Origin of the sequence: Nostoc sp. (genome assembly GCF_036917935.1) — a bacterium.
Classification (GTDB): domain Bacteria; phylum Cyanobacteriota; class Cyanobacteriia; order Cyanobacteriales; family Nostocaceae; genus Nostoc.
Map to the genome: position 1 here is coordinate 41,793 of NZ_JBALEL010000012.1, position 26,693 is coordinate 68,485.

Here is a 26,693-nt window from a genome sequence, read left to right on the forward strand (position 1 = left end):
GGTGGGGTTCCTCTTAATAATGGTTAATTGAGCGGACATAATATTACCAATGACCAATGACTAATGACCAATGACTAATGACTCCTGACTTTAGAGTTGCTGCACTAATTCCCATATCATGGGTGTGGGGCGCGAGAAACTCTGATGTTGACAAGTCGGTTGGATTAATTGCAACGACTTGATTTAGGTTTTGCTGTTGAGCAATCTGGTTTTCTGTCCGCCAGCTATCATAGTCTTCCGGTGTGTGGACAATTACCTGTGTCCGCATTGAACCGTGATAACCACCGCACAACTCAGCACAAACTACGGGATATGTACCTGGTTTGGTGGCAACAAATCGCAGTTCGGTAGGGATACCAGGAAGTGCATCTTGCTTCAGCCTAAAGTTTGGCACCCAGAATGAATGAATTACATCTTGTGCTGAAAGGTTGAGTTGCACATCAGCACCGACGGGTATGTGCAATTCCCCAGAGGTAATGCCACTATCAGGGTAATTAAATATCCAGGCGTACTGTATCCCTTTGACATCAACAACTAAATCGGCTGGTTTGTTAAGGGTTTGAGGAGACGCGCCGATACCAATTGTTGGGGCAATTGACGGGGCAGTTGTTGCTTGGGAAGTATCGCTTAATGTGGCAGCGAGAGCGGTTCCCGGTATATGAGCAACATGAGCTGCTGAATGAGGATGACCCGCAGGCTCAAAACCGCCCATTTGGTTAAAAACATCTACGCTGTAAATGCCCAAACCGAGGACAATCACCGTTGGAATTGCTGTCCAAAAGATTTCTAAGGGAACGTTACCTTCTATTGGTAAACCATCGGTATCATCACCGCGACGGCGACGAAACTTAACCAAAAAAACCAGAATAGTTCCTTCTACCACTAAGAAGAATGCGATCGCAATGGTAAACATGACGTTGAAAAAACCGTCTACCAAAGGCGCTTGTAACGATGCTTGCACCGGCATGAGAGTGTGGTTTTGACCAATCCAAATGCTGATTGCTGTAACTACTATCCCAGCAACCAGAGTCCATAGTGAAACAGGAACTTGTTGCATACATGCTACCTGCTTTGTAAACCGTCTTTAGAGGTGTTATTTTCTGAGTTTAGGTTTGAGGGGAGAGGTTAAGGTAATAGGAATTCATCTATTCCCTGTAACCTGTACCCTATTCCCTTGTTCTTTCCCCATTCCCTATTTACCATTTCCTTTTCACTTATTAACTTTCTAACGTGCAGCCATAAAAAAAGGGGGAAACTTCCAGATTTTTTCCATATCTTTCCCCCAAAAAATTACAAATTATATTTCAACTCATACCACAAAGTTAGCCCCCTACTTTTAGAAAAGCTAGTTGTTCCAAGAGGGCACTGTTAGACCTAATATTGATTAGGCTATATTAGCAGCAAGTTTAAATTTGTTAATAGCTAACATTTTGCGATTTACGGATCTGTTTACTGTGAACTTTTATTAGTTACAGCAAATATTTAGTATTCCCCTCAAGTTACCTTGCCTAGCGCATTTGCGCTTTATTCAAACAGTGCCTCCTTCAACGAACAACAGTTTTGACTAACTCCAAAAGCCTTAATTATTTAATGAAACATGGGTGTAGCACTTCTTCGGGCAAATCCGTGAACAAGCTTCACAACCAATACAGTTTTCTGGAGAAGTAACTGCCATTACTTTCCGTTCAATTTCTTCATCATCTTCATCTTCCACAAACTCACCTTCTTCATTGAGCGCCTTCAATCCAAGCACATTGTACCCGCAGACTTTAACGCATCTGCCACAGCCGATACATTTGTCCTTGTCGATTTCCTGAGCGAATTTTGGTGTCCAAGCTTTACCGCCAAATGTCAAACCTGTTAGTTGTGCCATGAATAAATCCTCGGCAATTTTGCCTGTCAATCTGTTTGTGCATTAATCATCATATTATCCTAATCTTTTATTCTTTTGTATTCAAAACTTACTTTTATCTCATCAAATTTCGATGACTTTGAACACAATGAGAAATTAGTTTTTATTTCAAGTTATAGATGAAAATGATTGCCAATAATTAGTGGCTCCCCATTCCTATGCTTCGCATAGAAAAGCATTCATTCATCGAGCCTCTGACTCAATGCAATGTCTAGCTGGATGCAGCAGCCTCTAATCAGCCATTCCCATGCAGAGCATAGAACGAGAGAAGGAAGAATTGAGGGTTTTAAACCTATGAATGCGAGTCAAATCTCGTGTAGATGCGGTTTATAATCTTCGCTTTAACTTTTATTTCCAGCAAATGCAACTATATCTATAAGAGTGATGATATTCTTTTTCAAATACTTTTATGTTTAGGCAGAGAAATCTAGATAAACAGTATACATATATACAAAAGCGGATGTTCGCTAGTTACATTTTGATATATAAAATATGTATTTTATAAAGCAACAATTCTCAATTTAGTTTGATTCAAATATTTAGATAAACGATGACAAAAAGAATATTATCATTTCACATTCATCAACATAATTAATTTATAAAGGAACTGTAAAGTTTATGGCAGAATATTATCCTGTATTAAATATTAAAATTATTAACAAATCAGAAGAGTTCCAATTGTAAGAGGCTTATTTTTTTTTGAAAAGACTTTGAGTAAGGTTTTATGTTCAAAGCTGAAATATTCGTTAAATACATAGTTAAATAAATGTTAAGATTTTTTTCTAAGCTCGGCACGAACAAATTAATCATTTTTTTCATGAAATGTATAGTTAATAAGAAGTTTTCTTAGGCTCAGTTTTAAAGCCTTAAATAGCTTCCAATTGGATACAAAGTCAAATATGGATGTGGGAAGTGAATGTGGTGAGAAAAGATTATTCTCGCCAGAAAGATAATGTGGTGGCGAGTCATGAATAAACAGGACTCATCCAGGGGAGAACTGAGACAGACATCTCAACGATTAGAGTGGGAAAAGAGCCTTATGCCTTATACAATTCCTAACAACAGTTGCGTTGGATGTGACAACTGCCGCCCCCAATGTCCTACGGGTGCAATCAGAATAGAGGACAATGAATACTGGATTGATCCTGGTCTTTGTAATAATTGTGAGGGCTATTATTCAGAACCGCAATGTGTAATAGCTTGTCCGACAAATTCTCCCATTCCTTGGCAGTCTAAAAAGGGGAGATGCAAAGTAGAACCGAGAGATGCCACCAGCTTAGACTTGTTTTCTAATGCTAAGAATAATCCATTTGCTTCAGCGATCGCAATTTGGGAAGCTTGTAATGTATTAGCGCAGCGCACATCTCTACATTGGGAAACCGATGAAGAAGGCTACATCAGTTACAGCCGACAAGTCAATCAAGGCCGAGGTGCGATCGCTTTTCACATCCAAGATCCCTTCAAAGTGAACGACAAGGCCACAGATATAGCAGCAATTGAGGGGCTTGACATCAGAGCCGCTTGCATACATCTGATTTTTGCAGCTTACGCTACAGCTTTAGAGCAACCTTGGGAGCAAGAATTTGCGATCGATGAGCGACAAATTGAGAAATATTTGGGGATGGAGAAACGCAAAGACTTAAGCAAAGCTGCCAAGCTAGCTTTAATGAAAAATATCGTACAGCAAGCTTGCTCCCTAATCATTTCCATTGACTGGCCTCAACAAGGTCGAATTAACGGATTCTCTGTTGTCGGCAGCCGCTTATGGCACTTAGTAGATATTCAGCACCACTTTCAAGAAGATAATCTCGGATGCAAATATCTGATTGGGCTAACTTTTAAAGTAAAAGCAGGTTTATGGGCACAATATTTCTTAAACAAACAAGCATGTAAAGAACGAACCGCATTCTATCAATACGGCAGTCTTCCCAAAACGCTGTTAAGCACAGTCATGAGCATTTGGCAACAACATGAAGGCGCAGTCCGACTAATGCTGTGGTTGCTCTTTAAAACCAAAATGGGCAAAGAACAACGCATTACTATTCCTACCTTGCTACGTATTGCTTATGGTGAAGAAAAAGTCGCCCTTGCATCCAGACAACGGGAAGAACGTAAACGTCTGCTGCGAACTTTTGAAAGCGATTTGGAAATTCTCAATCACTATGGAATGAAACCACTTTTCGATCCAGTTACCTACCCACCAGAAATTCAACCTTTATGGGCAAAGTTAGTTGATCTTCCCGAAGATCCAGATGAAGCATTAGAATTTTGGACTAACGACGGTGGTGCTGAAACTCGCCTCACAGACACAGGCCCCCGTGGTAAATGGAATCTGCTAATGAATGCGCGGATTTTGGCTTTTGAACTCCCACCAGAATGGGAACAGCAAATTTCAGAATCAGAAAAAAAGCAACGGCGAACTGCCAAAGCCAAAAGGAAGCCGAAAGCTACAAATGATTTACTGGGTGAACAGATTTTGCAAGCGCGAAAAAATTTGAATCTCTCCCAAAGAGAATTAGCAAAACTTACAGGTAAAAGCCAAAGCTGGATTCGAGATATCGAAAATGGCCGTTTAAAAGCCAAATTAGAAGACCAAATACTGTTACGGAAAGTCTTAAATATAGCTTCATCTTGATTCGCAATTTGGAATTTAAACGCAGAGGAACGCAGAGTTTTGCTAAATTTAGTTCGCTACGAATTAATTAAATCCTGTATTTAGTATAACGCTGCAAAATTCGTAATAAAATCTCCACGTCCCTCTGCGCTTGCCTTTGCGTTCCTTTGCGTTTAAAAAATCTCTACTTATATGTAGTATAACTAATTACCTTACTAGAAGTAACCCAGAGACTACCTACAGCATATTTAGTAACTACCAACTCTCGTGTAGCATTGCATGAACTCTTCAATTGTTGAGTCTTGCTTTCATCTTTCACAAGTTTAGCCTGGTAAGTGTAGAGAGAACCAGAAGGTTGTTCAAAACTTAGTTCAGCTAAGATAGTATTATTATCTAAACTTTGCTCCAAAATTTTGCCTGCAACTTTGTAGTTAAACCAATCCCATCCGTTACAGAGGATTAGTTCTCTTTCCAAAATCTGAAGTGCAGCAGGCAGAATTCCCCAGCCTCGATAGACTTTATGTAAGCATTGAATATCGCCAGTACGAGTCAAAATCGATCTAAATAAATCTTGATCGAGACGACCGTAGTATCTTCCTTCTGGCAAATCGATGACTGTTGGTGCAAACCGATGTCCACCAAAGTGCGATGATTTCCAAATTCGCACATTATCTAAGCACAAATCAGCATTACTCGCTGTAATATGGAAGTAAAAAGGAGCGCCATATCTCGCACAACACTTATCATGGCTACCGTGGGTACAAACTAAAATATCTCTAGTTGTACTAGTTTCTACCTCAAAATTAGAATTGATACCCCATATCCATTTTTGGACAACTGCTGCTACTTGCTCAATATTTGCTAGCTTAAACTCTTGTTTCTGGTATCCATTACTTAACCCCTCTTCTTTTTGATAAATCAAAAGCGTAGTGTGGTTTACTTTGTGTGATACATCATTAGCAATTAAGAGGAATCTAATCGGTAGTTTAGCACGCTTTACTTCCTCTACCAAAATCCTCAAATTCTGGGGCACCCATTTAGAATTAAAGGCTTCTGATGTCCAAGGTAAAGGACACTCAACTAAAATATAAGTTTGATAATTGGTGGCGCTACCAATAACATCTTCTCCTACTTGTCGCGAATCGTCAGAACAAAAAAAAGTATTCATCTCGCTGCACTCATTAGCGTATTTTATGGAAGAAAGGTATTACAAAATACAATTGTCTTCTTAGCTACAATATCCTTGGCTAAAGGAGATAAAAAAGAACAATATTCATTTCCCAGTTAAAACTAGGTAGCCACTTTATAACATCATTATTTATCAAGGTCTTTCCGGTTAATAAAATCTCCACAATAGAGATAAATAGTGTCAAGAAATATTTTTCCGTAGGAACGGCGTTAATTTTGTATCTAGTTTTATTGTTATTTGGTATTTCATAAGTTTTAACTTGCGGAAACTCGGCTTTTCTGAACTTGGTTTCTTTCCCAAAATCAAATATGTTCAATCTTGTGTGTAGACGCAAAGCGACTTGGTGAGTAACAGGCGATCAACTTGCTTAGAATATTGATGTAGCTGATATTACAATCAAAAATATTGCTAGCAATAACATAGTTATTTAAAGTTTTGCTGAAATTATCTACATAGCTAGTTATGGTTCCTATTTTTACGCATAAAGAGATAATTTTGTGCTGTTCTTGCCAAGAACATATTTCTAAAGATAGATGTGGAAACCTTGATAAATATATGCTTATTTTATAAGCTAAATATAAAAGTTTTTCCACACTATCTGCTTTTAATGTATTTATCTCTGTATACATATTGCAAATAATTCTCAATTAGATAAGAAAAATAAAAACAAGAAAATCGGGGGTAAATGCTTTAGTGCCCCGTACTTTATGCGCTATAAATTAACGATCAAAGTTAGTCACTAATTTTTAGCAACGTCACTGACATCAACATTAACAAACCTGTTATTTACCCCTTTACCTAATCTAACTTCCTGAAGCTTATGTCAGGGTTTGATTATATGTATCTGCCTTGACTGTAACTGAACTCAATAATAAATGCAAGTATTTGAGAATCTTTATAATTCCTTTATCGTTTGTCGCGTCTATTAGGTTGATTCAATCAAGGGTTAATGAGCATTCTCTAGTGGAGATAGCTCACTTGAACAAGCATTTATTCTTTCAATACAATAGATAAAGTTTGCCAATTGTGACAAATTGTTGCTAGTAAGGGCGCATCGCTGTGTGTCTCTACTAATCCAAATATCTGTAGCTATGGCGATCGCATATTTCTACTTTCATGCAGAATTGAATCATTTTTTACCACGGCATCACAAGCAGGTGAGAATCTCTCATTTGTTTGAGGAAAAAGCCTCAATTAAGGAGATGATTGAGTCGTTGGGCGTCCCTCATCCAGAGGTGGATTTTATAAATGTTAATGGTGAATATGTAAATTTTTCTTACATAGTTTCCGATGGAGACACTATCAATGTTTATCCAATTTCAGCTAGGAGTGTTATTATACCAAGCGTTTCTGTTCTGCCAAAACCGCTCAGTATTATCCGCTTTGTTTTAGATATTCATTTGGGGAAGCTGGCGACATCTTTACGACTTTTAGGTTTTGATACTTTATACCGCAATGACTACGAGGATGAGAAATTAGCCCAAATATCCTACAACCAAGCGCGGATTCTCTTGACTCGTGATAAGGGTCTATTAATGCGTAGTTTGGTAAAGCACGGGTATTATGTTAGAAACACTAACCCTCAACAACAAATCCTAGAAGTACTGCAACGCTTCGATTTATTTGAATTAATTGCACCATTTAAACGGTGTTTGCGTTGCAATGGATTCTTAGAATCTGTAGATAAGCAATCTATTATTGAACAATTGCCAGAAAATGTGCAATCGCAGATTGATGTATTCCAGCGTTGCCAAGACTGCGCTCGCATTTATTGGAAAGGTTCACATTATGAACGATTGCAACAGTTTATTGATGGAGTATTGGACTCAAGAAAAGGTGAGTGAATGACATTAATTTTAGCTCTTGATTTTGGCGGAACTAAACTAGCAGCAGCATTGGTAAACATCGGTTCTAGAAAGTGGTTGCGTTATGAACGTCGTCTCTCGCCAGCGAATGCAGATGCTAGCACTGACTTGGAAATTATGCGATCGCTCATTTACTCCCTGCTGCAAGACGCAAAACCTGCTGCGATCGGTGTCAGCTTTGGCGGCCCGGTTGATGCTTCTACGGGAACGGTGCGCCTATCTCATCATGTGGCTGGATGGGAAAATATTCCTCTCAAAGGGTTGCTGGAAGAGGAGTTTGGCGTTTCTGTTGGTGTAGACAATGATGCCAATATCGCTGCTTTGGGTGAACACCGCTTTGGGGCGGGACAGGGATACGATAACCTGTTTTACATTACTGTCAGCACTGGCGTGGGTGGTGGTTGGATACTCAATGGCCAGCCTTGGCGAGGTGCTGGTGGAATGGCTGGCGAAATTGGACATATCGTTGTAGATCCGGCTGGGCCAGTTTGTTTATGTGGGAAGCGGGGATGTGTGGAACGTTTGGCTTCGGGGCCTTATATGGCGCAAAATGTTAGGGAAATTTTGGAAAACCAACCACAGAGGCGCGGAGGAGGAGAAGTTTTGAGGGGTTTGGTGGGGGATGATTTAACGTTGCTGACGGGACAGTTGGTAGCTGAAGCTGCGGCGGCTGGGGATGATTTGGCTAAGGAAGTTTTGCACAAAGCTGCTTGGGCGCTGGGTGTGGGTATTGGCAATGTGGCAAATCTGATGAATCCGCAGCGCTTTGTGTTGGGAGGCGGTGTGACGAAAGCGGGGGAGGATTTTTGGCAGGTGCTGCAACGGGTGGCACGGGAGACAGCTTTACCAGAAGTTGATTTTGAAATTGTGCCGGCGATTTTGGGTGATGATGCGCCATTGTGGGGCGGTGTGGCGATCGCTTTGATCACAAATCCTCAATTTGTAAATGAGTGATGTGTATAAGTGCAAACAGAACTAGTTGAACTAATTATCTATGGGTAAGCGGCGATCGGACTAATAAAAATTGTTCAGCTTCTTCTATATAAAATTCTGTACCGACGTAAAGGCTATTATCCTCAAAATAACTATATCCAATTATTGCTCTATTTGTATCTATCCCTAACAAACAAGCAAGCTCATCGGCAGCATTTTGTCCTAAATATTCTATATCTTTTTTTCTACAATATCCCATGAAATCAGAAATATTTTGCAATGTTGCACTGGGTTTACAGTACTTAAACAACTTATTTGAGTCTCCATGAAACCGATTTATGTAAACATCTCTTGTATACTCATCACCAAATGTTTCTCCATCTGTATCATTATCAAATTCGTCAATTATTTCTCCACCTTCATATAATAAATATACAAACTTTAATCCTCTATACACCATCAATGTAAATACGGCAGTTGACAGCTTTATTGATAATTGTTGGACAAAATATCGAATGTAATCATGGTTAAATTCTTCAGATGTTTGATCGTAAACTGTAATCCATCCATTCTTGCTAGGTGAAACATAAGCTTCGTTTCTAGTTATTCTTTCAACTATCTTAGCCACATCATATTGTGAAACCCATCTAACTTGATAGTTAACAAATTTTTCTCCCATTTTTCCTCTACAAATTACAGCACTAATATCCAACAATATTAGGTTTCAACCTACTATTTTTGCTGAATGCCCTGGCGAAATTCTCTAATTGATTCTAAGGGAGACGACAACAAAAGACAACGATTGAGCAGGGATAAATCTAATTCTGCTAGCAACTCACTTTTAATAACTTTCTCATATTCTTGTTCTCGTAAGCAGTGAACTTCAATTGTGCCATCTTCCCAAAACCAAACTTCGCGGACTCCCATTAATTTGTACTTCTGTAACTTTATGGGACTACCGCTAGTAATAACTACTTCGATGCAGAGGTCTGATACAGGTTTGTCGTTTCCAAAGCAATAAGATAGGTCAGCTTGATATTCTACTATATTGGGAATAACCTGGCTAAAACTCCCACTAGGGAAAAATTCAATGCCTTGTTCCACGAAATATTGCCCTAGGAGCAAACCAATTAAACACTTAATCACCTCATGAGGCTTACCAATACTCACAATTTCTAAAATTCCCTCACAATAAAATAGTCGCACTCCTGGCACATTTTCAAAACCGGCTTGAATCGCTTTAAACTGTTCCCAACTTAACCCACGTCGAAAGAAGCGTTGTTCTTCTGGTAAGTTAACAGCATTTTCTAACGTTTGAGTCATAATATTTTTTACTCTCTCAGTTAGTAGTCACGAAATTTATCTCATTTCCATCCTAAGTTAAAACCAAATTATCTCGGTGAATAACTGTTTCCACACCCGCATAGCCTAAAATTGTGGGAATTTCTCGTGAATGACACCCGCGAATCTTTTGCAGATCATTGCTGTTGTAATTCACAAGTCCTCTAGCAATTTCGTTACCGTTGGTGTCACACAATTGCACTGCGTCCTGTGTGCGAAACTCTCCTTCTACTAGCTTAATTCCAGCTGCTAATAACGATTTTCCCGCTAGAGAAATTGCCGCGATCGCACCTTCATCTAAATACAATTTCCCCGCAGGTACAAGTCCGTAAGCTATCCAACGTTTACGCGCCGAAGTTGGTTCAGGTTGCGGTTCAAAATGCGTCCCAATCAGTTCACCTTGGATAATTTTTTCGATATTCCGGGGAAATCGCCCTTGGGTAATTACGGTACGCACTCCAGCAGCGATCGCAATTCTCGCAGCCGAAATTTTTGTCACCATCCCACCAGTACCCCACTGAGAACCTTGGGAACCTGTTTGTATCTGTAATTCTGCTAATTCCTTAATGCTACTAACTAAAGCGATCGGCCGGGCATCTGGTACGGAACGCGGATCGGCTGAGTATAACCTATCGACATCGGTAAGCAAAAATAGCCAATCTGCTTCTACTAAGCTGGCAACCAATGCCGAAAGGGTGTCATTATCACCAAATTTTAGTTCGTCTATTGCTACGGTATCATTTTCATTTACTATGGGAATCACTCCCAGTCTCAGTAGTTCCTGAAAAGTGTTATAGACGTTCAAATAGCGGCTTCGCTGTACTAAATCACTGCGAGTCAGTAATACTTGAGCGATCGCTTGTTGCAGAGTAGTAAATAAATCATCGTATATCCGAATTAACCGGCCTTGTCCAACTGCTGCTACAGCCTGTTTCAGTGCGATCGCCTTGGGACGTTCAGTTAAGCCCAACCGCGCACAACCCACCCCCACAGCGCCAGAGGAAACCAAAATTACCCGATGTCCTTGGCGTCTTAAATGGCAGAGTGTTTCCGCCAAGGTAGCGATCGTAGAAAGTGCTAATTGTCCCGTTTCTGGTTGGGTTAGGCTAGAAGTACCGATTTTGACAACAATTGTTAGTGACATCTTTCAATTTTAGATTTTAGATTTCAGATTTCAGATTAGACATCTTGCATAAGTTTTTTAGACCCCTACCCTCAAACGCGCCAGATGAACAGACTAAAGCCAATGCAAACAACCTTTTAGGCTTTAAATCTACCCACATTAGATTCAATCCAAAATCCAAAATCTAAAATCCAAAATTGTAAAGCGCCAATCCCTCTATAGTGAAGGCTGACGCTTTACGGGTGTATATTTACTTAGTATGAGTTAGGATCTTTTTTGGCTGATCCCATGTTATTAATACTTATGATCCCCGATTTTTGAATTAGATAAAGATTCCTTAATTATTTCTTTAGATTTACTTTCCTGACGATTTCTCAACTTTTGTGAATCTTCTTTTTCTTGGGGGTAATAGAGGCTCCCAGAATTTCAGATATCCAGACTTCAAAGTTGCGGACGGGATGAGAGCGCAGAGCTGCGTCGGCATGAACAATCGGTTCAACTAAAATGGTAAACATCCCTAGGCGATTACCTGCTAAAACATCGGTAAACAAGCGATCGCCCACCATTCCCACTTGATGCACCGGTAGATCCATTCCCCTAAGTGCTGCTCTAATTTTGCGTCGGGAAGGCTTGGCTGCACCCAAGTAGTAAGGCAAGTTGAGCGATCGCGCAATTCCACCAATTCGCGCTTCACTCAGGTTGTTACTCACCAAACACAGTGCAGTACGGGTGCGAATTTGCTCCACCCACTCTCGTAGTTCTGGGGAAGCTACCCCCACTGTAAAGGGTACTAAAGTTTCATCTACATCCAATACCAGCCCTTTAAGCCCGTATTTTTGGATAATATCTGGTGTTAGGTTCAACACTGAACCCTCTAAAATCAAGTCAGGCTGTAAAAGATTGTTCCAGATCATAGTCAACAGTCAAATATAAGTAGCTCAGACAAATGAGCATAACCCAATATAGTTTAGTTAGTCGAACTCAATCCTGGCATATCTCCCTGAACACTTTGAGATAAAATTCCTAAAATTCTATCTATATCTTTGATGTAATAATTACTCAAATCAATAAATATATCGTTTTCTTCTAACTTCAAAAACTTCCAAATATCCCCTGTTGTTACCGCACCGTAAATTTTTCTGATTTCATTTCCTTCTTGTTGATTAAACAATTGTGCTGCCAACATTGCGGCCGCACATTGACCTAATCCACCTTTAATATTTTCATTTTTGGCTTCAATAATAACCACCACAGGCACATTAATTGTTAGTTGCTCTTTAGAACGACTGATGATAAAGTCACAATATCCATTCAGACCCTTTTCTGCATCCACGTTAAAATCTGTTCCCGAAAATAAACTAATTGGATAATTAGCCCTGCGTCTTACCTCCAACAATATCGGAGTGATAATCATTTCTGAACGAGCTTTTTCAGTATTAATTGCTAAAGCCAGTTGTGTAGTTTCTTCTAAAGAATTTTTGAGTTTCTCACTTGCCTGTAAAGGTTCTATATTGGCACATAAATCAGTTTCTTCATCAATACGGATGCTGAATGACTGTTTAAATTTACTTAATGTAAAATCGCTATAAGCCATTTTCAGCACCTTATACCACTTTTGGATTTTAGATTTTAGATTTTGGATTAAAAATCTCTACAAACTAAAATGCTTTTTCCAGAATTTTAAACAATACTAATTGTCACAATTTAGTGTTAGTGTTTCATTGCTTTTAGATTTAATCAGATATGGTAAAAGGTTTAACTAGATTGTGCTGAAAATGAAAATTCCTAATTAAAAAATTCAAAATGAAAATATAACATTTTGAATTTTTAATCTTATTCCACTTCATTAAAAAGATGTTCTTCTAACAGAGGTTGCACTTCGCGAAACTCCTCTGGAGAGAGTAATTCCGGTTCGCCTGTTTTCGCTATTCGGGCAAAAAACAACAGGGGATCGAGGGGTGTATAAATTGCATACTCCTGCTCTTCATCATAGAAGCTAGCGAGTAGCTGTAATTGCTCAGGCTCTAAATCTGCCTCTTCATCTTCGATTTCTAAGGTGAAGAGTTCTGATTCATCAACTGGCGGTAAATCACCTGCAACAGTCAAAGCATAAGCTGTGTTCTTCAATACCAGGTTCTGCTCAGATAGTACAGCTTGGGCATTAGCAAAAATTTGCTCAATGATGGCGTCATCTTCTACCAGAACCGCTTCTTCTTCCTCACCGTCACCTTCCCAAGAAAAAATTTCTACAGGTGAGTCTACAGGAAGAAGCAAAACGTATTCTTGTCCATCTACCTCCAGGGAATGCTCTATATAACAGTCGAGCGATCGCCCTTTGTCATCGGTTAAAGTGATGGAACCTGCATGAGCGTTATCATTTTCTTCAGGAAATGGAGGGGAAAACATAGCCGAAATGTAGAAATTTAATAAATACCAGCAAGTTTGAAAATCGCTTCACTATATTAATGACATATTATGTCAACCAAATAGCTTTATACGTAAATACAACTACTGGCTAATCGTTTTTAGAATATCATGTTAAAAGGTATCAATATTCAATAGCCGCAACTGAACTGCGAGAATTGGCACGCTTCACATCCAGCCATTGTTGCAAAATTAAAGCGGCTGCTTTGCGGTCAATCAAACCTTTATGGCGTGACGGGGAGCGGTTTTCAGCTATCAGCAGTTGCTCTGCTTGAAATGAAGTTAATCGCTCATCCATATATTCCACAGGCAGGTTTAGCGCTCTAGCAAGTCTTGTAGTAAATTTCTGAACTTGACGTGCCTGAAATCCTAGTGAGCCATCCATTGAATAAGGTAAGCCCATAACTAGAACTTGCACCTCACGTTCATTAACCAGTTGTCGGATTTGCTCGACATCCTGCTCAAAAGATGCACGCTCAATTGTGGTGATTCCCGTGGCAATTAAACCCGTGCGATCGCACCCAGCCACACCAATCCGCTTGCGACCGAAATCTAGTCCCAACGCTGAAATAAACGGTTTTGCTTGCTTTTGGGATATCACACTAATTCTCCTGCTGTCCATCTGCTGATTCAGGAATCGGCGATGCTTCTATGCTAGGGTTTTTTCCCGAAAAGTTAATCGGTTCTGACAAGCTTTGCAGCAGTTTTTCTGACGATGGCAACTTTCCTGGTTGTATCCATGACATCCCACCTGGTATAGGTTTACGAGTCGGTTGTAAACCTTGCAGCATATCAGTCCACTGGATTCCTTCTAAGGAGACAAATTTAGACTCCCGTAGCTTGTGCCACACAGAGCGAGACATAACTAATGTATGTTCTATGCGTTTTGCCCCAATTCGCTCCAAATATTCTTCTCGCTCTGCCTGATAGTCTGAAGAGGCTAGTTGTAACCCTTGCTGGGGAAAATCTTGGGCAATGCGAGCCAGTTGAGATAGTAATTCTGGATATAGCCAGGTGTAAGCAGGATGAACCGTCAGCGTTGCAGCATGGGGAACTTCACCCTTACGGTCAAGTTGCACCTGAAAATAGCCGATCGCCGCTTTGCGTTGGGGTTCAAATACGTAACCACTGACTACTTCTGTTTTAGTCAGCCATTGCTTCACTGCATCAGTTAAAGCCCCGAATAAGCTGGTTTTAAAGTCGCGGGTGTTACGGTCAAAAACCTGACGCACCAAAGGCGGCATTGATGCCGTATCTAGTTGATATAACAATTGGGCATCAGCATTACTCACTGGCAAGAGGTTGGGCAAGTCTGGCTCTGCTTGCGCCAATTCAGCCAGTAATTCTGGCCCAATTTCCCAGTATGTCATTTCTGCCAGACGCTGGAATCCATTTTGCCGATATAGTGCCAGCGCCTCAATGTCGTTAATATTAACTTCCAGTAGCCAAGTCCGAGCTTCCAAAATCGATTCAAAGCAATGACGCAAAAGTTGCGAACCAATTCCTTGTTTATCGACGCCACGCTCCAACAGCACTTGATCAATCCGCCAAGTACTGCGTGTCCGATTAAAGGGTGACACTTGAATCATCCCTAGAAGCATCCGTCCTTGCTCTGCGACATAAGCACAGAGGCGATACTGGAGTGGGTTAGGAAACCAACTTAAAAATTTGAGTAATCCATACCAGCGACGCAGCCTTTGCATCTGGCTGATGGCAAAACCTGCTCCCTGGGGAGTGAGGGCTGCGAATGACTCTTGAGTTATGCGCTCAATCCCGTCCAGATCCCGGTATTGGACTGGTCGGATAACAACGCTGAGGTTTCGGGGAAGTAATGAAGTCATTTTAATTCGAGCCGACATTTAGTCTTAACTAACTACTCTTCAAAGGAAGGAACTGCAATAATCTTAACTAGTTTCTGCTCTCTACTATTGTGCCAAAAGTGTGATTTTAGTAACTTAATACTTAAAAAAGCAGAAAAAGCAGACCTTGTGAGAACACCATTGGCATTAACCCAACAACATCTGCCCTTATTTTATTTGAATTTTGATTAAAATTTGTATATATTTTATAGCCCTTGTCGAGAAACTAGCTTTTCAAAGTGGGCTTGGGTTTGATGGAGTAATTGCTGGCGACTATCTACCAGTGTTTGCTTCAGGGTTGGAACAAGATTACGAGCTTGCAGAGTCATGTGAAGTTGCAGGTTGGCGACATATTCACTGAAATCTTGATTCACTTCATCTGCGCCCGCATCCGTCAATAAATTTGATTCCATTGCCACTGTGTTCTCCTATTGTTAATCCTGTGCTGTCTCTCTTCATCACCAAAAACTATCACGTTGTTTGGACTAACTTCTTAATTTGCAATGAAGTTTAACGCTTCTTAGGGATAGCCTGCCCCTTAAAATCTCAAACCAACACCACCTTGTACGGAGATAGCTGTACCACTGCTATCTCGGTAAGCATCAAAAGCAATAATGGCGTTGCCAAAAAGGACAGTATTGCTATTTGGGATCATATAATCAATGCCCGGTTGTAAAGCAAAACTAATTTTGTCGCCCACAGGAGAAGAACCACCACCACCAGCCAACACTAATCCAGCGCCCAGGTAGGCATCAGCTTGCCAGTTAAGGGGGAAATCGTAAGAAACCGTTGGCACAACTGCCGTATTATTACCAATTAACACTTGGGCACGCAGTGAAATTGGTGCTTCCAAAAGCTTGTAGCGCCCCGCTATCACCCCCCCAAATTGGATACCATCGCTAATACCAATAGTGGGGCCTATACCGACATAGCTGCCATAGGCTACTTGAGCTTGTGCTGGTTTAAGACTCGCCAGACTCAAGACCAAACCAGCCCCCAAAACTGAAACCAAATATGGAATATACTTCATAACCGAAATCCTCACACCATTTTGTTATTGGGCATTGGGCATGGGGCATGGTTATATTTCCTTGTCCCCCTGCTCCCCTGCCCCCTCCATTCTACGGGCAACGGGGATGAATGCCTCCTTGAGTACAAATGTACGCTAATTGCTTGGCATCTAAATTTTTGGCTTGAGAAAAATCAACACCTTGGACTACGGCAGATACTGAGCCTAAATCTGGGGTTTGGACAAATTGATCTGCTGGATCTTGTTTGCTAGGAGCGAGAATTGCCCCTTTAAAATCTGCTCCGGCGACATTTGCCCCCCGTAAATCTGCAAGACTCAGGTCAGCATTTTGCAAGTTAACATTTTCCATTTGGGCAGAACGCAAAACAGCACCAGCAAGACGAGTGGCGCTCAGGTTAGCATTGCTGAGATTAGCACGATCTAAATAGGCTCCTGATAAATCTGCCCCTTGCCAATCAGTGTTAGTTAAGTTGGCAAAGGATAATTGCGTTCCGATGGCAGTGGCGCGACCTAAACGTGCAGCGTACAGATTGGCTTCGTTCAATTTAGCATCGCCTAAATCTGCCCCAGTCAAGCTAGCTCTTTCCAAAACTGCGTTTCGCAGATCGGCTCCTACTAGTTGAGTGCTGTTGAGTTTAGCGTCATATAGACGCGCGTTGGATAGGTTGGCTCTGTTAAGAGTAGCGCGACTCAAATCGATCCGGTTCATTAAGACGCGACTGAGGTTAGCATCAGTAAGATTGGCTTGCTGCAACTGAGCTTGACTTAAATCAGCGATCGCATCGTCGTAGGTATCCCAGCGTCCATCCTCACCCGCACCCCGGAAGCGGCTACCCTTCAAACTGGCTTGGTTCAGATTTGCCGATTTTAACTTAACTCCTGATAAATCAACGTTGTCTAGTACCAAGTTGAAGAAGGAACTTCCTGGAGTACCGCTTTGACCTAATTGGGTGCTACTAAGGTCAACGCCCCCGATTTTACCGCTGTAAACAGAGAGAATCTTGTTGATCGTCCCCTGGTTTCTTTGTAGCCGTCCTTGCCGTAATTCCCGCTCTTGGCTTGCTGTGCTACCCACAGATTCCAGTTCACCCACCAAAAACTGATTCTTATTTTTTAGTTCCGGGATGGCTTGGGGGCCAACAGTTGTCAAAGCTTGTTGAATCGTATCCAGGAGGCTGGGGTTAGTTTCGCTAACCAAGAGATCCGCCAGAAATTTTATGGATTGTGGGTCATTAAGACCACCCATAGCCAGAATTGCAGTTTGGCGTTGCTCATTAGTAGCCCCAGAGTTGGGACTCAATGGTTTGACAAGTTCGAGGAACTGTTGGCTGTTGATTTGCTTAGTTGCTCGCTGGGATTGTTGAATTTGGATATAAACTTGAGTGCCGATTAAAGTTGCCAACACAGCAGTCATACTCGTCAGCCCTACCCCAAACAAAGTTAGATTGGGATTTTGCTGTATCCGCCGCCACAGATTAGGCGACTGGCTGATTTCGGCTGCCGCTAATTCTTCTCCTTCCTGCCATTCTTCTGCCTGATCGTTATCGCCAGCAGACTGAGCTTGTCTGTTGCTAGCTAAGAGTGCATCGATTGTATAAGTACCTGCGAGTTGATCGTGGAGTGCGCGACGCCCCCGACGCGACGGTAAGCCTATCCCTTCACCCACAATCATTAACAAAGACAAAAATGTGAATAATCCTAAATTAGGAAAAGCAAAGCTGTAGCGCCATAACAGATAAGCGATGGAAATGGGTACAGTCCAACGCCCAACGCCTTCTCTAATCACAACTGCCCCCAATCCGGGCGGTGTCCCTTGCTCGTTTACAACCCGCACTTTTAACCAACGTTTAGGAATTGTGCTACCAGTTTTAGCTAGTAAATACAATTGCCACCAGGAGAGAGTTACAGGCGCTAACAGGGCGATTGTCCACAAAATATTAGTCGGCCATGCAACGTTACGGATGCCATAACTCACAGGTAGAGCCAGAGGTCTGGCGATCGCTCTTTCTGTAACTACCAGCACGGGGTTAAGCGGCACTCGGTTCAGATCGCTTCTAGAATTGGCATAGACACCAATGCCGAAGGGAATCAACCCACTAGTAACCACTAGTGTGATTTCAGCCGCCCAAGCTGCAAAACGCCTACTTGCTAGCAGCAGCGAATTGGCTCTGTCCGATTTTTTTGACTGACTAGATTGATTACTAGTTCTTTTGACAATGGGTGACGTCATCGGATAATTTCCTTTGATATTATTTCTACGCCGCGATCGGCACAATTAAAATAAACTAAGCTAATCAGCAAAAAGAAAAGCATATTGAAATAGGATTTAGGAGTCATAAGTCAGGAGCCGTTTGTATTCTGGCTCCTGACTCTCATAACTCCGGTAGAGTGCCAAGTAAATGCATATCAACTTATTGTTTACGTTGAAAGCTACCAGACACAAAAAATTTGTATCCAACATACACTAACACTGCCAAAAGTGCCAGACTGATTACAGATGCAACTAGTTTAAACACTGCTTGCAGTATCGCCAAGCCTACTAGCACCGTCACACCCAAAACTACCAGCTTTTTCGCCCCAGATAAGCTGTTGAACCAAATCTGAAATCGCTCCAGTTGCAAGTTGAAGCTGGCAAAAACAGACTGAGGCTTTTGTTTTTGTTCTTGTGAAACCACCCCAGGCGGGGAATTAATCTCTGCCTCTAGCTTATTGAGGCGACGCTGTAAGTCTTCTTCTGGTTGAGGATTCATCAATCTTTTCTACTTCAGCTAGCATACTTATTCCACAATAGACCAACCAAATTCTATTTTTGGTGGTTGTCTTAGTGATTTTAGCTAATGTCTGTGCGTGCAAGACCTTTCTGGACAGGGAAAAATTATCTTTTTTTTGTTGCCTTCCAGACATCAATTGTAGAGATGTTGCAATGCAACGTCTCTACATACACCGATCAAATCTTCACAAATGATATTTAACTAAATGGTATTTCTTTATACGGCAGTATTTGGAACCAAGACGGCTTGCTGTCGTCTATTAAATCAGACTGTATAACAATATTGCTCTAAAAAAATCTGGAGCATTAATTAAAATGAAGACGCTTAGGCTACTTGCAATTGTTCCCACAGCTTTGGCGATGAATTTGGTTTTCACTGAGGCTAATTTGGCACAGACACCAACAATCCAAATAAATCGGAATTCCCAACCAGATCCATTGATTTTGAAGGGAAAGTCTGGGGGAACTGTCAAAAGTAATTGTGGCAATATTACCACTGAACCTAATCAAGTTATCCAAGTTACAGAGTCACTACCTTACTTGCGATTAACAGTAGAGAGTAAAGGGAAGCCAACACTGTTGATCGACGGGCCTGGGGGGCGCTTTTGTGTACTAGCAGATAGTTACTCTGGAGGTAAGTCAGAACTTTCTGGCTATTGGCAGGCAGGAAGATACTCGCTGTATGTAGGCGAACTATCCCAACGAGAGTATGACTACACCCTCTCAATCTCGCAAAAAAATAAATAGTCATTAGTCATTTGTCCTTTGCTAATGACTAATTATCCTTAACTAATCTTCCAGTGATTGGGCTGGAACTTCGACAGCAGTGACATCAATCGTGCCTTCTGGTGTGAAGCGCTGAAAATGACTATTTTGTACTAACAGTAACTCCTTACAGTTAGGACATTGCAACTGACTGTTATTTAAACCTGTAAATTCATATCCACAGACGGGACATTGATCGGCAACTAAGTTACGTTGCAGCCACCAACGAAAGCCAAAAAAAGCGACAATAGGTGCCAACAACAGCAACCCGAAAATAATTAGCAATGAATTAACCAACCAACCCAAGCCCACTGATGCCAGCAACCAAATAACTGCCACCAGGGTGAGCCAAGGGCGGAGATTTAAAAGATTCAATTGAAATGACTTAAAGCTCATTTTTATAAATTTCGTCCTGCTCTCCTTCTAGGATAGCGATTTTAGTCATTAGTTATGAGTCATTTGTCATTTGTCATTTAGACTCAAATGCACTTCGTTACTGAGGATAGCAGCATTTTTTGCAAGTGCTGTTGGAAGGCATTTATGCCAAACAGAGCGATCGCCTGTTCTCGCAACCAGTCTCCATCACATCGCTGGTCATCCCCTTGAAGCATTTCTATACAAGCCGTTGCTACAGCATCAGGATTGCGGTGTGGTACTCGCCATCCTAGTTTACCATCCTGTAAGGGGTCAGCGGAACCATCGTTGTCACCGGATAATACAGGTACTCCACAAGCCATTGCTTCTAGATAAACAATGCCAAAGCCTTCTTGCGAAGGCATAATATAGGCATCAGCAAGGCGGTAATGTTCCATTAATTCTTCTGTAGCAACGAAACCAGCAAACACAACGCGATCGCTCACACCTAAATATGCAGCTAGCTGCGCCAATCGTGGTTGGTCATCACCACGACCAATTACCAAATATTTGACTTCTGGAAAAACTTGAGCGATTTGTGGCAATGCCCGAATCGTCACATCTACACCCTTGTAAATATCTCCTGACCATAACCGCGCTACTGTCATTAGCACTTTAGCACCAGTTAAGCCATACTTCTGGATTAATTCTGGCTGCTTGGAACCAGGAGTAAATTTCTCCGCATCAATTGCACAAGGCATCATCTGTACAATTTTCGGGTTTAAACTATTAGCAACGCAAGCGCGATCGCGGCTGTAGCGACTAATTGTCCAAATTCTATCTGCTGATGTCAGAGCGCAACGTTCTTGATTTTTCAGCGGTTCCCAGACTTCTTTGCCGTAAGTTAGCACGGTGTAAGGAATCCCCAAGGGCTGGCAAAGAGTTTGGATTAATACTGCTAAGTTAATATGACCGCAGAAGACTTGCTGCGGACGGCTTTGCAACAGACATTTAAGTAAAGCTGCTGCCATTTGCAGTCTCCCCAAATAGGGAGACTGATTTTTAAAGTAATGAAATTTTAAGTTCTCGTCTTCAAACGGATTTAAGCTATCAGCACTATCTCGCAGCAAAAAGACTTCTGCTTTGTAGTCTTGGCTCAATCCCAGATAGGCGCGAAAAATATCTTTTATATATGATTGAATACCACCTTCGTGAGCAAAAATTTCTAAAAACACGAAGATATGGTTAGTTTTTTGGTTAACTTTATCACCTAACTTGAGGTTTTCTGTCACTGTAGTGATGTGCATGTTAGATTATTTACACTCGCGGTAAGGGTGCGATGCCTGCGGCAAGGACTTCATCCAACGCACCGCTTTGTAACCGCTCCAAATCTGTTTTTACCATTTTTTCTAAAAGTTCCTCAAAGCTTACTTGGGGTTCCCAGCCGAGATTTCTTTTAGCCTTGCTAGGGTTAGCTACTAGTTGAAAATGCTCATCTTGTCGCAACAAGCTCGTATTTAAGACTACATGCTGCTTCCAATCCAACCCGACAGACTCAAAGGCTGTGGCAACTAAATCTCTAACACTATGCAGTTTACCAGTGCCAATCACATATTCTTCTGGTTCATCAATTTGCAACATTAGCCACATGGCCTCTACATAATCACCTGCAAAGCCCCAATCACGTTTGGCATCCAGATTACCCATTTCTAAGGTGTCAGTTAAACCCAATTTAATTGATGCAGCCGCTAAAGAAACTTTGCGTGTAACAAACTGAGGTGGGCGTAGAGGAGACTCGTGATTATATAAAATTCCGCTACAAGCAAATAGTCCATAGCGTTGTCTGTGATGCACCATCGTCCAGTGGGCGTGCATTTTGGCCGCAGCATAAGGATTTTTCGGACGAAAAGCGGTTTCCTCATCTTGAGGCGAGAGCAATACATCGCCAAACATTTCTGAACTGCTGGCTTGATAAAATCTGGTAGACAAACCAACTTTTCGTACTGCTTCCAAAAGCCTAGTAGCTGTACCAGTTATCAAATCCAGGGTTCCCAATGGGTCGTTCCAGGAGTCGGGTACAAAACTGGGAGCCGCTAAATTGTAAATCTCTTGGGGACGCAGTTGTTCAACTGCGGTTAACAGCGCCGCATTATCCCTCAAGTCAACCGTAAAAATTTCTACCTGATTTGCCAGTGTTCCCAGTTTTGTCAAATTAGGTTGTCGATGTGGGGGTACTAATCCTACAACTCGATAACCACGGTTGAGGAGCAAATGGCTGAGATAGTAGCCATCTTGACCAGTAATTCCTGTAATTAGGGCTGTCTTAGTCATATTTTGTCCCCTATTCTGTCTATCTCTTTAAGCACTAAATAGCACTTGTTGGAGAACAAACATTAAGACTCTCAACACTGCTGACAAATTTTAACAAGGGATCTCGTGTAAGTCGAATGCTATTTTTACCATATTCACTAATTCTTTTTATACAAATATCTTCTTTGATATTTGACAAAAATTTGTCTTACTCCTAAGTATAATTAAGTTAGCGAGAGCATATTGTAGAGAAGATAAGCCCTCGGATGCCGATACTCCTTCCCTACGCTCCGCCTCGGATCAAAAGCCAAAATTGGTATCAGAAGTATTCTTACCTTCCTTTACTCTTGACTATTTTACTTTTACTTTTGTGCTTCTACAGAGTATTTGACGATGAGCAGGCAATTTCTACCATCTGCACCACGTTCGTATACAACACGATCAGCTAACCGTCGGAGGAGAAACCATCCATACCCACCTACTTGCAGAGTACCTGGGGCTGGCTCTGCGATCGCATCAGGATTGAAAGGTTTTCCATAATCCCAAATTCTAATCTCTAGTCGGTCAATCCACAGATAAACCTTAATCTCAATGGTTGTTTCCGGGGGTAAAGCATGATGAGCATGACGAACAGCGTTGGTAAAGCCTTCTGCTAATGCTAAATTGAGGCGATCAAGTTGGGTTTTTGACCAGTCAAGTTGAGACAAGTGTTGCAGACAAAATTGCTCAAACCATTCTTGCACCTGGTTTAAGAGCCTTAGTTCACTCTTAACCGTCAGATGGTCTTGCTGCACTATACTAAGCATTAACTGTGACTTGAATATAAGTAAACCCAAGTTGCTAGTTATAAAATCCGGCGCTGTTCGCAAAATCTCTCTGACATAAAAAAATCTAAATTGACATATTCTGTGTACCAAAATACAAAACATGAACGATTTTGGCATTCTGAGGATTGTAACTAGCAACTTACGTTAAGTAAGTGAAAAATGTTTGTATTTGTTGACTTTTGGTGATTTGAGCTTCTGGCTTTTGACTCTCTTGTTAAAATTGACGCCTGTTGATTGTTTTCAAAAGCACATCTGCATCTGCTCTTGCAACTCACAGGCGTCAAAGCACTTTCTGGTGACTAATTTAGAATAGTCCCAAGGTCAAAGATTTATCCAATGGCAAAGCAGCACCAATACCCAGCCACAGGGTGACAAGGGTACTAAAAAGGAATACTGTGGTTGCAACTGGACGGCGGAAGGGGTTTTGGAACTTATTCACGTTCTCAATAAAGGGAATGAGAATTAGCCCGACTGGTACCGAACCCATTGCTAACACTCCTAAAAGTTTGTTAGGAAGCGATCGCAAAATCTGGAAGACTGGATACAAGTACCACTCCGGCAAAATTTCCAATGGTGTGGCGAAAGGATTTGCTGGTTCACCGGTCATTGCGGGATCTAGCACAGCTAGAGCCACAATTGCAGCGAACGAACCCATGATCACAATTGGAAAGACATAAAGTAAGTCATTAGGCCAAGCGGGTTCACCATAGTAGTTGTGACCCATACCTTTAGCGAGTTTGGCTCTTAACTGAGGATCGCTCAGATCAGGTTTTTTTTGTGTTGACATTTTGAAATTTGCTCTCCTGCTTAAGTTAAATTAAAGCATTTGTGAAAGCTATCAGCTACTAGGCAACCAGCAGACGGCAAACAGTGTTTATCTATCTCCGGTCAGCCGCCTGGAAGTTTTCTACAGCTTTCGGCTCCAGATACAAGTGTTTATTTTTTAGAACTTATGTGCAATTAATTTCTTGTGTTTCATAAGTTTAAAACAAACAACTTGATCTGAAAACTGACACATGTTGCCTTTCGCTAATAGGTGAGATTACAAAGGCCCGGAAATGCCTTGCTTGCGGATCATCAAGAAGTGAAACAGCATGAAGACTGCAATCAACCAAGGCAGTACAAAGGTGTGTGCGCTGTAGTAACGAGTTAGTGTTGCTTGACCAACACTCGAACCGCCGCGCAGCAGGTCGGAAATCAGAACGCCAACTACCGGAATTGCTTCTGGTACGCCGCTAACAATTTTCACAGCCCAGTAGCCAACTTGATCCCAAGGTAGAGAATAGCCGGTGACTCCGAAAGAAACGGTAATCACAGCTAGGATGACACCACTTATCCAGGTTAGTTCGCGGGGCTTTTTGAAACCACCAGTCAGATAAACCCGGAAGGTGTGCAAAATCATCATCAATACCATCATGCTGGCAGACCAGCGATGGATGGAGCGAATTAGCCAACCGAAGTTTACTTCATTCATGATGTACTCCACTGAGGAGAAAGCTTCAGTGACTGTTGGTCTGTAGTAGAACGTCATGGCAAATCCAGTGGCAAACTGGATGAGAAAGCAAACCAGGGTAATTCCACCGAGGCAGTAAAAGATATTGACGTGGGGAGGGACGTACTTGCTAGTAACGTCTTCGGCGAGTGCCTGAATTTCTAGGCGTTCCTCAAACCAGTCGGAAACGTTGGCCATACAATCTCAAGTTCCTAAAAGTCGGTTGCGGTTGATAAATCCCGAAGTTCTGAATCGGCAGAAGCCTTCGCTCAGACTTCTCTCCCAATTAGCAATTTTGGGATTTTAGTAAAGGGGAGTTTTTTTTTGCTTTTCAGCTTTGGGCGTGCTAAGAGACTTCAGAAACTTTACACTCTGTAAAGATGGAATATATTGCGATCTCTTTACGCCCCTACACAGAAAAAGGTGGACACAAAGTAGATTTTATCCTTTGGTGAGTGGATACGATGCATCAGTTGATTGAACAACTTGATGAGAAAAATGCACCACTTCTATAAAAAAAGTAACATAATCGAGAGATAGATTTCATCAACAACGGGGCAAGTGGGCATTATCTAGGCAATTTTGGTTGAGGTGGAATTGATAATGAGGTTCATGAACAAACAAGTCTTTCGGGTTGGATTTTCATTGTTAATGGCGTTTTGCTTGGCGTTGGGTACGCTCACCCAGCCGGCGCTGGCTTTAACGACCGAACAAAAGCTGGTTTCGGAAGTTTGGCGAATTGTTAATCGTACTTATCTAGATGAGACGTTTAATCATCAAAACTGGGCGGCTGTCAGGCAAAAGGTTTTGGAGAAGCCTCTGTCAGACTCAAATGCCAGTTATGCGGCAATTGGGAAGATGCTCAAGAGCCTCGACGATCCTTTTACCCGCTTTTTAGATCCAGAACAGTACCGCAGTTTACAGGTCAATACTTCTGGGGAACTGACTGGGGTAGGATTACAAATTGCCTTGAATCCTGAGAATGGGAAGTTGGAAGTAGTGGCTCCCATAGCAGGTTCACCAGCAGATCAAGCGGGGATTAGACCACGCGATCGCATTCTCAAAATTGAAGGCGTCTCTACAGAAAATCTCACCCTTGATGAAGCTGCGACTAAAATGCGCGGGCCGAGTGGCAGCCTTGTCACTCTTGTGATCGAACGGGACGGAGAAGCAGAAACGGAAATTAGACTGACACGCGATCGCATTGCTCTTAACCCTGTGGTTTCCGACTTACGTGTTTCCACGGAGGGTAAACGCATTGGCTACCTACGTCTCACACAATTTAATGCCAACGCTTCAACGGAATTGGCGCACGCTATTTCTAGTCTAGAAAAAAAAGGCGCTGCTGCCTACATTTTGGATTTACGAAATAATCCTGGGGGACTTTTACAATCAGGAATTGAAATCGCCCGTCTGTGGTTAGACTCCGGCACTATCGTTTATACTGTCAACCGACAAGGCATTCAGGGTAGCTTTGCAGCCCTTGGGCCAGCCCTGACGAATGATCCTCTGGTGATTTTGGTCAATCAAGGAAGTGCTAGTGCCAGTGAGATTCTTGCCGGCGCACTCCAAGATAATGGTCGTGCCCAGTTGGTAGGCGAAACCACCTTTGGTAAGGGCTTAATTCAATCCTTGTTTGGATTATCAGATGGTTCGGGCTTGGCAGTCACAATTGCTAAGTATGAAACTCCTCAACATCGGGATATTAACAAACTAGGTATTAAGCCGGATAAAGTGATTTCCCAAGCAGCCATTAACCGCGAACAAATTGGTACTGAAGCGGATCTGCAATATCAAGCTGCGGTGGAACTTTTGGTTAAAAACTCGATGGTGGCGGGAAAGGCATGAAGAGTGCTGAGTTAAAATTTCCGCCTAGACGCTATCT

At 41.8% G+C, this 26,693-nt stretch carries 26 protein-coding genes; 5 read left to right on the forward strand and 21 right to left on the reverse strand.

Annotated features, from left to right (window positions below; genetic code table 11):
• Positions 1-43: 43 nt before the first annotated feature.
• Positions 44-1,057, reverse strand: a complete 1,014-nt coding sequence (locus tag V7K62_RS05655) for a cytochrome c oxidase subunit II (RefSeq protein ID WP_334862536.1) — start codon at positions 1,055-1,057, stop codon at positions 44-46.
• Between the two features lie 522 nt (positions 1,058-1,579).
• Positions 1,580-1,873, reverse strand: coding sequence for a ferredoxin III, nif-specific (gene fdxB, locus V7K62_RS05660; protein ID WP_334862538.1), 294 nt, complete (start codon positions 1,871-1,873; stop codon positions 1,580-1,582).
• 1,078 nt (positions 1,874-2,951) lie between these two features.
• On the opposite strand from fdxB, the gene V7K62_RS05665 reads away from it, so the two are divergent.
• On the forward strand, positions 2,952-4,547 hold the full coding sequence (locus V7K62_RS05665; protein ID WP_334862540.1) for a helix-turn-helix domain-containing protein: 1,596 nt from the start codon (positions 2,952-2,954) through the stop codon (positions 4,545-4,547).
• Between the two features lie 163 nt (positions 4,548-4,710).
• Here the strand turns inward: V7K62_RS05665 and V7K62_RS05670 are convergent, their stop codons facing one another.
• Positions 4,711-5,694, reverse strand: coding sequence for a sucrase ferredoxin (locus V7K62_RS05670; protein WP_334862543.1), 984 nt, complete (start codon positions 5,692-5,694; stop codon positions 4,711-4,713).
• Between the two features lie 1,112 nt (positions 5,695-6,806).
• Between V7K62_RS05670 and V7K62_RS05675 the strand changes: the two genes are divergently transcribed.
• Together V7K62_RS05675 and V7K62_RS05680 are read left to right on the forward strand one after the other, a co-directional pair.
• Positions 6,807-7,559: a Mut7-C RNAse domain-containing protein gene (locus tag V7K62_RS05675; RefSeq protein ID WP_334862654.1), complete on the forward strand. Its 753-nt coding sequence runs from the start codon at positions 6,807-6,809 to the stop codon at positions 7,557-7,559.
• Positions 7,560-8,534 carry an ROK family protein gene (locus V7K62_RS05680; RefSeq protein WP_334862545.1) on the forward strand — a complete coding sequence of 325 codons (975 nt, stop codon included), beginning with the start codon at positions 7,560-7,562 and terminating at the stop codon, positions 8,532-8,534. It begins immediately after the preceding gene.
• Positions 8,535-8,568: 34 nt separating this feature from the next.
• On the opposite strand, the gene V7K62_RS05685 is transcribed toward V7K62_RS05680, so the two are convergent.
• From V7K62_RS05685 to V7K62_RS05740, 12 genes are all read right to left on the reverse strand, one after another.
• A complete protein-coding gene (locus V7K62_RS05685; RefSeq protein ID WP_334862547.1) occupies positions 8,569-9,192 on the reverse strand; it encodes a hypothetical protein in 624 nt (207 codons plus the stop codon).
• A gap of 53 nt (positions 9,193-9,245) precedes the next feature.
• Positions 9,246-9,836: a Uma2 family endonuclease gene (locus V7K62_RS05690; RefSeq protein WP_334862549.1), complete on the reverse strand. Its 591-nt coding sequence runs from the start codon at positions 9,834-9,836 to the stop codon at positions 9,246-9,248.
• 52 nt (positions 9,837-9,888) lie between these two features.
• A complete protein-coding gene (gene proB / locus V7K62_RS05695) occupies positions 9,889-10,998 on the reverse strand; it encodes a glutamate 5-kinase (protein ID WP_334862551.1) in 1,110 nt (369 codons plus the stop codon).
• 353 nt (positions 10,999-11,351) lie between these two features.
• Complete coding sequence (locus V7K62_RS05700) at positions 11,352-11,891, reverse strand: YqeG family HAD IIIA-type phosphatase (protein ID WP_334862553.1); 540 nt, start codon at positions 11,889-11,891, stop codon at positions 11,352-11,354.
• Positions 11,892-11,944: 53 nt separating this feature from the next.
• On the reverse strand, positions 11,945-12,571 hold the full coding sequence (locus V7K62_RS05705) for a hypothetical protein (protein WP_334862555.1): 627 nt from the start codon (positions 12,569-12,571) through the stop codon (positions 11,945-11,947).
• Between the two features lie 239 nt (positions 12,572-12,810).
• Positions 12,811-13,383 carry a DUF3727 domain-containing protein gene (locus V7K62_RS05710; RefSeq protein WP_334862557.1) on the reverse strand — a complete coding sequence of 191 codons (573 nt, stop codon included), beginning with the start codon at positions 13,381-13,383 and terminating at the stop codon, positions 12,811-12,813.
• 142 nt (positions 13,384-13,525) lie between these two features.
• On the reverse strand, positions 13,526-14,002 hold the full coding sequence (gene ruvX, locus V7K62_RS05715) for a Holliday junction resolvase RuvX (RefSeq protein ID WP_334862559.1): 477 nt from the start codon (positions 14,000-14,002) through the stop codon (positions 13,526-13,528).
• Position 14,003: 1 nt separating this feature from the next.
• Positions 14,004-15,260 (reverse strand): GNAT family N-acetyltransferase, encoded by a 1,257-nt coding sequence (locus V7K62_RS05720; protein WP_334862560.1) that lies wholly within the window; start codon positions 15,258-15,260, stop codon positions 14,004-14,006.
• 206 nt (positions 15,261-15,466) lie between these two features.
• The gene (locus V7K62_RS05725; protein WP_273769525.1) at positions 15,467-15,673 is read right to left on the reverse strand and encodes a hypothetical protein; all 207 of its coding nucleotides are present in this window, start codon (positions 15,671-15,673) and stop codon (positions 15,467-15,469) included.
• 125 nt (positions 15,674-15,798) lie between these two features.
• Positions 15,799-16,290, reverse strand: a complete 492-nt coding sequence (locus tag V7K62_RS05730) for a hypothetical protein (RefSeq protein WP_334862561.1) — start codon at positions 16,288-16,290, stop codon at positions 15,799-15,801.
• A gap of 91 nt (positions 16,291-16,381) precedes the next feature.
• Positions 16,382-18,520 carry a pentapeptide repeat-containing protein gene (locus tag V7K62_RS05735; RefSeq protein WP_334862563.1) on the reverse strand — a complete coding sequence of 713 codons (2,139 nt, stop codon included), beginning with the start codon at positions 18,518-18,520 and terminating at the stop codon, positions 16,382-16,384.
• 181 nt (positions 18,521-18,701) lie between these two features.
• Positions 18,702-19,040, reverse strand: a complete 339-nt coding sequence (locus tag V7K62_RS05740) for a hypothetical protein (protein ID WP_334862565.1) — start codon at positions 19,038-19,040, stop codon at positions 18,702-18,704.
• A 335-nt stretch (positions 19,041-19,375) separates the two neighbouring features.
• Here V7K62_RS05740 and V7K62_RS05745 point away from each other — a divergent pair, with 335 nt between their 5' ends.
• A complete protein-coding gene (locus V7K62_RS05745) occupies positions 19,376-19,807 on the forward strand; it encodes a hypothetical protein (protein ID WP_334862567.1) in 432 nt (143 codons plus the stop codon).
• Between the two features lie 42 nt (positions 19,808-19,849).
• On the opposite strand, the gene V7K62_RS05750 is transcribed toward V7K62_RS05745, so the two are convergent.
• From V7K62_RS05750 to petB, 6 genes are all read right to left on the reverse strand, one after another.
• Positions 19,850-20,221 (reverse strand): hypothetical protein, encoded by a 372-nt coding sequence (locus V7K62_RS05750; RefSeq protein ID WP_334862569.1) that lies wholly within the window; start codon positions 20,219-20,221, stop codon positions 19,850-19,852.
• 83 nt (positions 20,222-20,304) lie between these two features.
• Positions 20,305-21,486 (reverse strand): glycosyltransferase family 4 protein, encoded by a 1,182-nt coding sequence (locus V7K62_RS05755; RefSeq protein WP_334862571.1) that lies wholly within the window; start codon positions 21,484-21,486, stop codon positions 20,305-20,307.
• 10 nt (positions 21,487-21,496) lie between these two features.
• Positions 21,497-22,510 carry a GDP-mannose 4,6-dehydratase gene (locus V7K62_RS05760; RefSeq protein ID WP_334862573.1) on the reverse strand — a complete coding sequence of 338 codons (1,014 nt, stop codon included), beginning with the start codon at positions 22,508-22,510 and terminating at the stop codon, positions 21,497-21,499.
• Between the two features lie 341 nt (positions 22,511-22,851).
• Positions 22,852-23,295: an ATP-binding protein gene (locus V7K62_RS05765; protein ID WP_334862575.1), complete on the reverse strand. Its 444-nt coding sequence runs from the start codon at positions 23,293-23,295 to the stop codon at positions 22,852-22,854.
• A 325-nt stretch (positions 23,296-23,620) separates the two neighbouring features.
• Entirely contained in the window at positions 23,621-24,103 is a 483-nt protein-coding gene (petD, locus tag V7K62_RS05770) for a cytochrome b6-f complex subunit IV (protein WP_334862577.1), read from the reverse strand.
• A 255-nt stretch (positions 24,104-24,358) separates the two neighbouring features.
• On the reverse strand, positions 24,359-25,006 hold the full coding sequence (gene petB / locus V7K62_RS05775) for a cytochrome b6 (protein ID WP_094332660.1): 648 nt from the start codon (positions 25,004-25,006) through the stop codon (positions 24,359-24,361).
• A gap of 405 nt (positions 25,007-25,411) precedes the next feature.
• On the opposite strand from petB, the gene ctpA reads away from it, so the two are divergent.
• Positions 25,412-26,656: a carboxyl-terminal processing protease CtpA gene (ctpA, locus tag V7K62_RS05780; RefSeq protein ID WP_334862579.1), complete on the forward strand. Its 1,245-nt coding sequence runs from the start codon at positions 25,412-25,414 to the stop codon at positions 26,654-26,656.
• Positions 26,657-26,693 lie beyond the last annotated feature (37 nt).

Excerpts from the sequence above, each read along its gene's own strand:
- V7K62_RS05655 (WP_334862536.1), bottom strand. The coding sequence starts at position 1,057 with ATGCAACAAGTTCCTGTTTCACTATGGACTCTGGTTGCTGGGATAGTA.
- fdxB (WP_334862538.1), bottom strand. The coding sequence starts at position 1,873 with ATGGCACAACTAACAGGTTTGACATTTGGCGGTAAAGCTTGGACACCA.
- V7K62_RS05665 (WP_334862540.1), top strand. The coding sequence starts at position 2,952 with ATGCCTTATACAATTCCTAACAACAGTTGCGTTGGATGTGACAACTGC.
- V7K62_RS05670 (WP_334862543.1), bottom strand. The coding sequence starts at position 5,694 with ATGAATACTTTTTTTTGTTCTGACGATTCGCGACAAGTAGGAGAAGAT.
- V7K62_RS05675 (WP_334862654.1), top strand. The coding sequence starts at position 6,807 with ATGGCGATCGCATATTTCTACTTTCATGCAGAATTGAATCATTTTTTA.
- V7K62_RS05680 (WP_334862545.1), top strand. The coding sequence starts at position 7,560 with ATGACATTAATTTTAGCTCTTGATTTTGGCGGAACTAAACTAGCAGCA.
- V7K62_RS05685 (WP_334862547.1), bottom strand. The coding sequence starts at position 9,192 with ATGGGAGAAAAATTTGTTAACTATCAAGTTAGATGGGTTTCACAATAT.
- V7K62_RS05690 (WP_334862549.1), bottom strand. The coding sequence starts at position 9,836 with ATGACTCAAACGTTAGAAAATGCTGTTAACTTACCAGAAGAACAACGC.
- proB (WP_334862551.1), bottom strand. The coding sequence starts at position 10,998 with ATGTCACTAACAATTGTTGTCAAAATCGGTACTTCTAGCCTAACCCAA.
- V7K62_RS05700 (WP_334862553.1), bottom strand. The coding sequence starts at position 11,891 with ATGATCTGGAACAATCTTTTACAGCCTGACTTGATTTTAGAGGGTTCA.
- V7K62_RS05705 (WP_334862555.1), bottom strand. The coding sequence starts at position 12,571 with ATGGCTTATAGCGATTTTACATTAAGTAAATTTAAACAGTCATTCAGC.
- V7K62_RS05710 (WP_334862557.1), bottom strand. The coding sequence starts at position 13,383 with ATGTTTTCCCCTCCATTTCCTGAAGAAAATGATAACGCTCATGCAGGT.
- V7K62_RS05720 (WP_334862560.1), bottom strand. The coding sequence starts at position 15,260 with ATGTCGGCTCGAATTAAAATGACTTCATTACTTCCCCGAAACCTCAGC.
- V7K62_RS05725 (WP_273769525.1), bottom strand. The coding sequence starts at position 15,673 with ATGGAATCAAATTTATTGACGGATGCGGGCGCAGATGAAGTGAATCAA.
- V7K62_RS05730 (WP_334862561.1), bottom strand. The coding sequence starts at position 16,290 with ATGAAGTATATTCCATATTTGGTTTCAGTTTTGGGGGCTGGTTTGGTC.
- V7K62_RS05735 (WP_334862563.1), bottom strand. The coding sequence starts at position 18,520 with ATGACGTCACCCATTGTCAAAAGAACTAGTAATCAATCTAGTCAGTCA.
- V7K62_RS05740 (WP_334862565.1), bottom strand. The coding sequence starts at position 19,040 with ATGAATCCTCAACCAGAAGAAGACTTACAGCGTCGCCTCAATAAGCTA.
- V7K62_RS05745 (WP_334862567.1), top strand. The coding sequence starts at position 19,376 with ATGAAGACGCTTAGGCTACTTGCAATTGTTCCCACAGCTTTGGCGATG.
- V7K62_RS05750 (WP_334862569.1), bottom strand. The coding sequence starts at position 20,221 with ATGAGCTTTAAGTCATTTCAATTGAATCTTTTAAATCTCCGCCCTTGG.
- V7K62_RS05755 (WP_334862571.1), bottom strand. The coding sequence starts at position 21,486 with ATGCACATCACTACAGTGACAGAAAACCTCAAGTTAGGTGATAAAGTT.
- V7K62_RS05760 (WP_334862573.1), bottom strand. The coding sequence starts at position 22,510 with ATGACTAAGACAGCCCTAATTACAGGAATTACTGGTCAAGATGGCTAC.
- V7K62_RS05765 (WP_334862575.1), bottom strand. The coding sequence starts at position 23,295 with ATGCTTAGTATAGTGCAGCAAGACCATCTGACGGTTAAGAGTGAACTA.
- petD (WP_334862577.1), bottom strand. The coding sequence starts at position 24,103 with ATGTCAACACAAAAAAAACCTGATCTGAGCGATCCTCAGTTAAGAGCC.
- petB (WP_094332660.1), bottom strand. The coding sequence starts at position 25,006 with ATGGCCAACGTTTCCGACTGGTTTGAGGAACGCCTAGAAATTCAGGCA.
- ctpA (WP_334862579.1), top strand. The coding sequence starts at position 25,412 with ATGAGGTTCATGAACAAACAAGTCTTTCGGGTTGGATTTTCATTGTTA.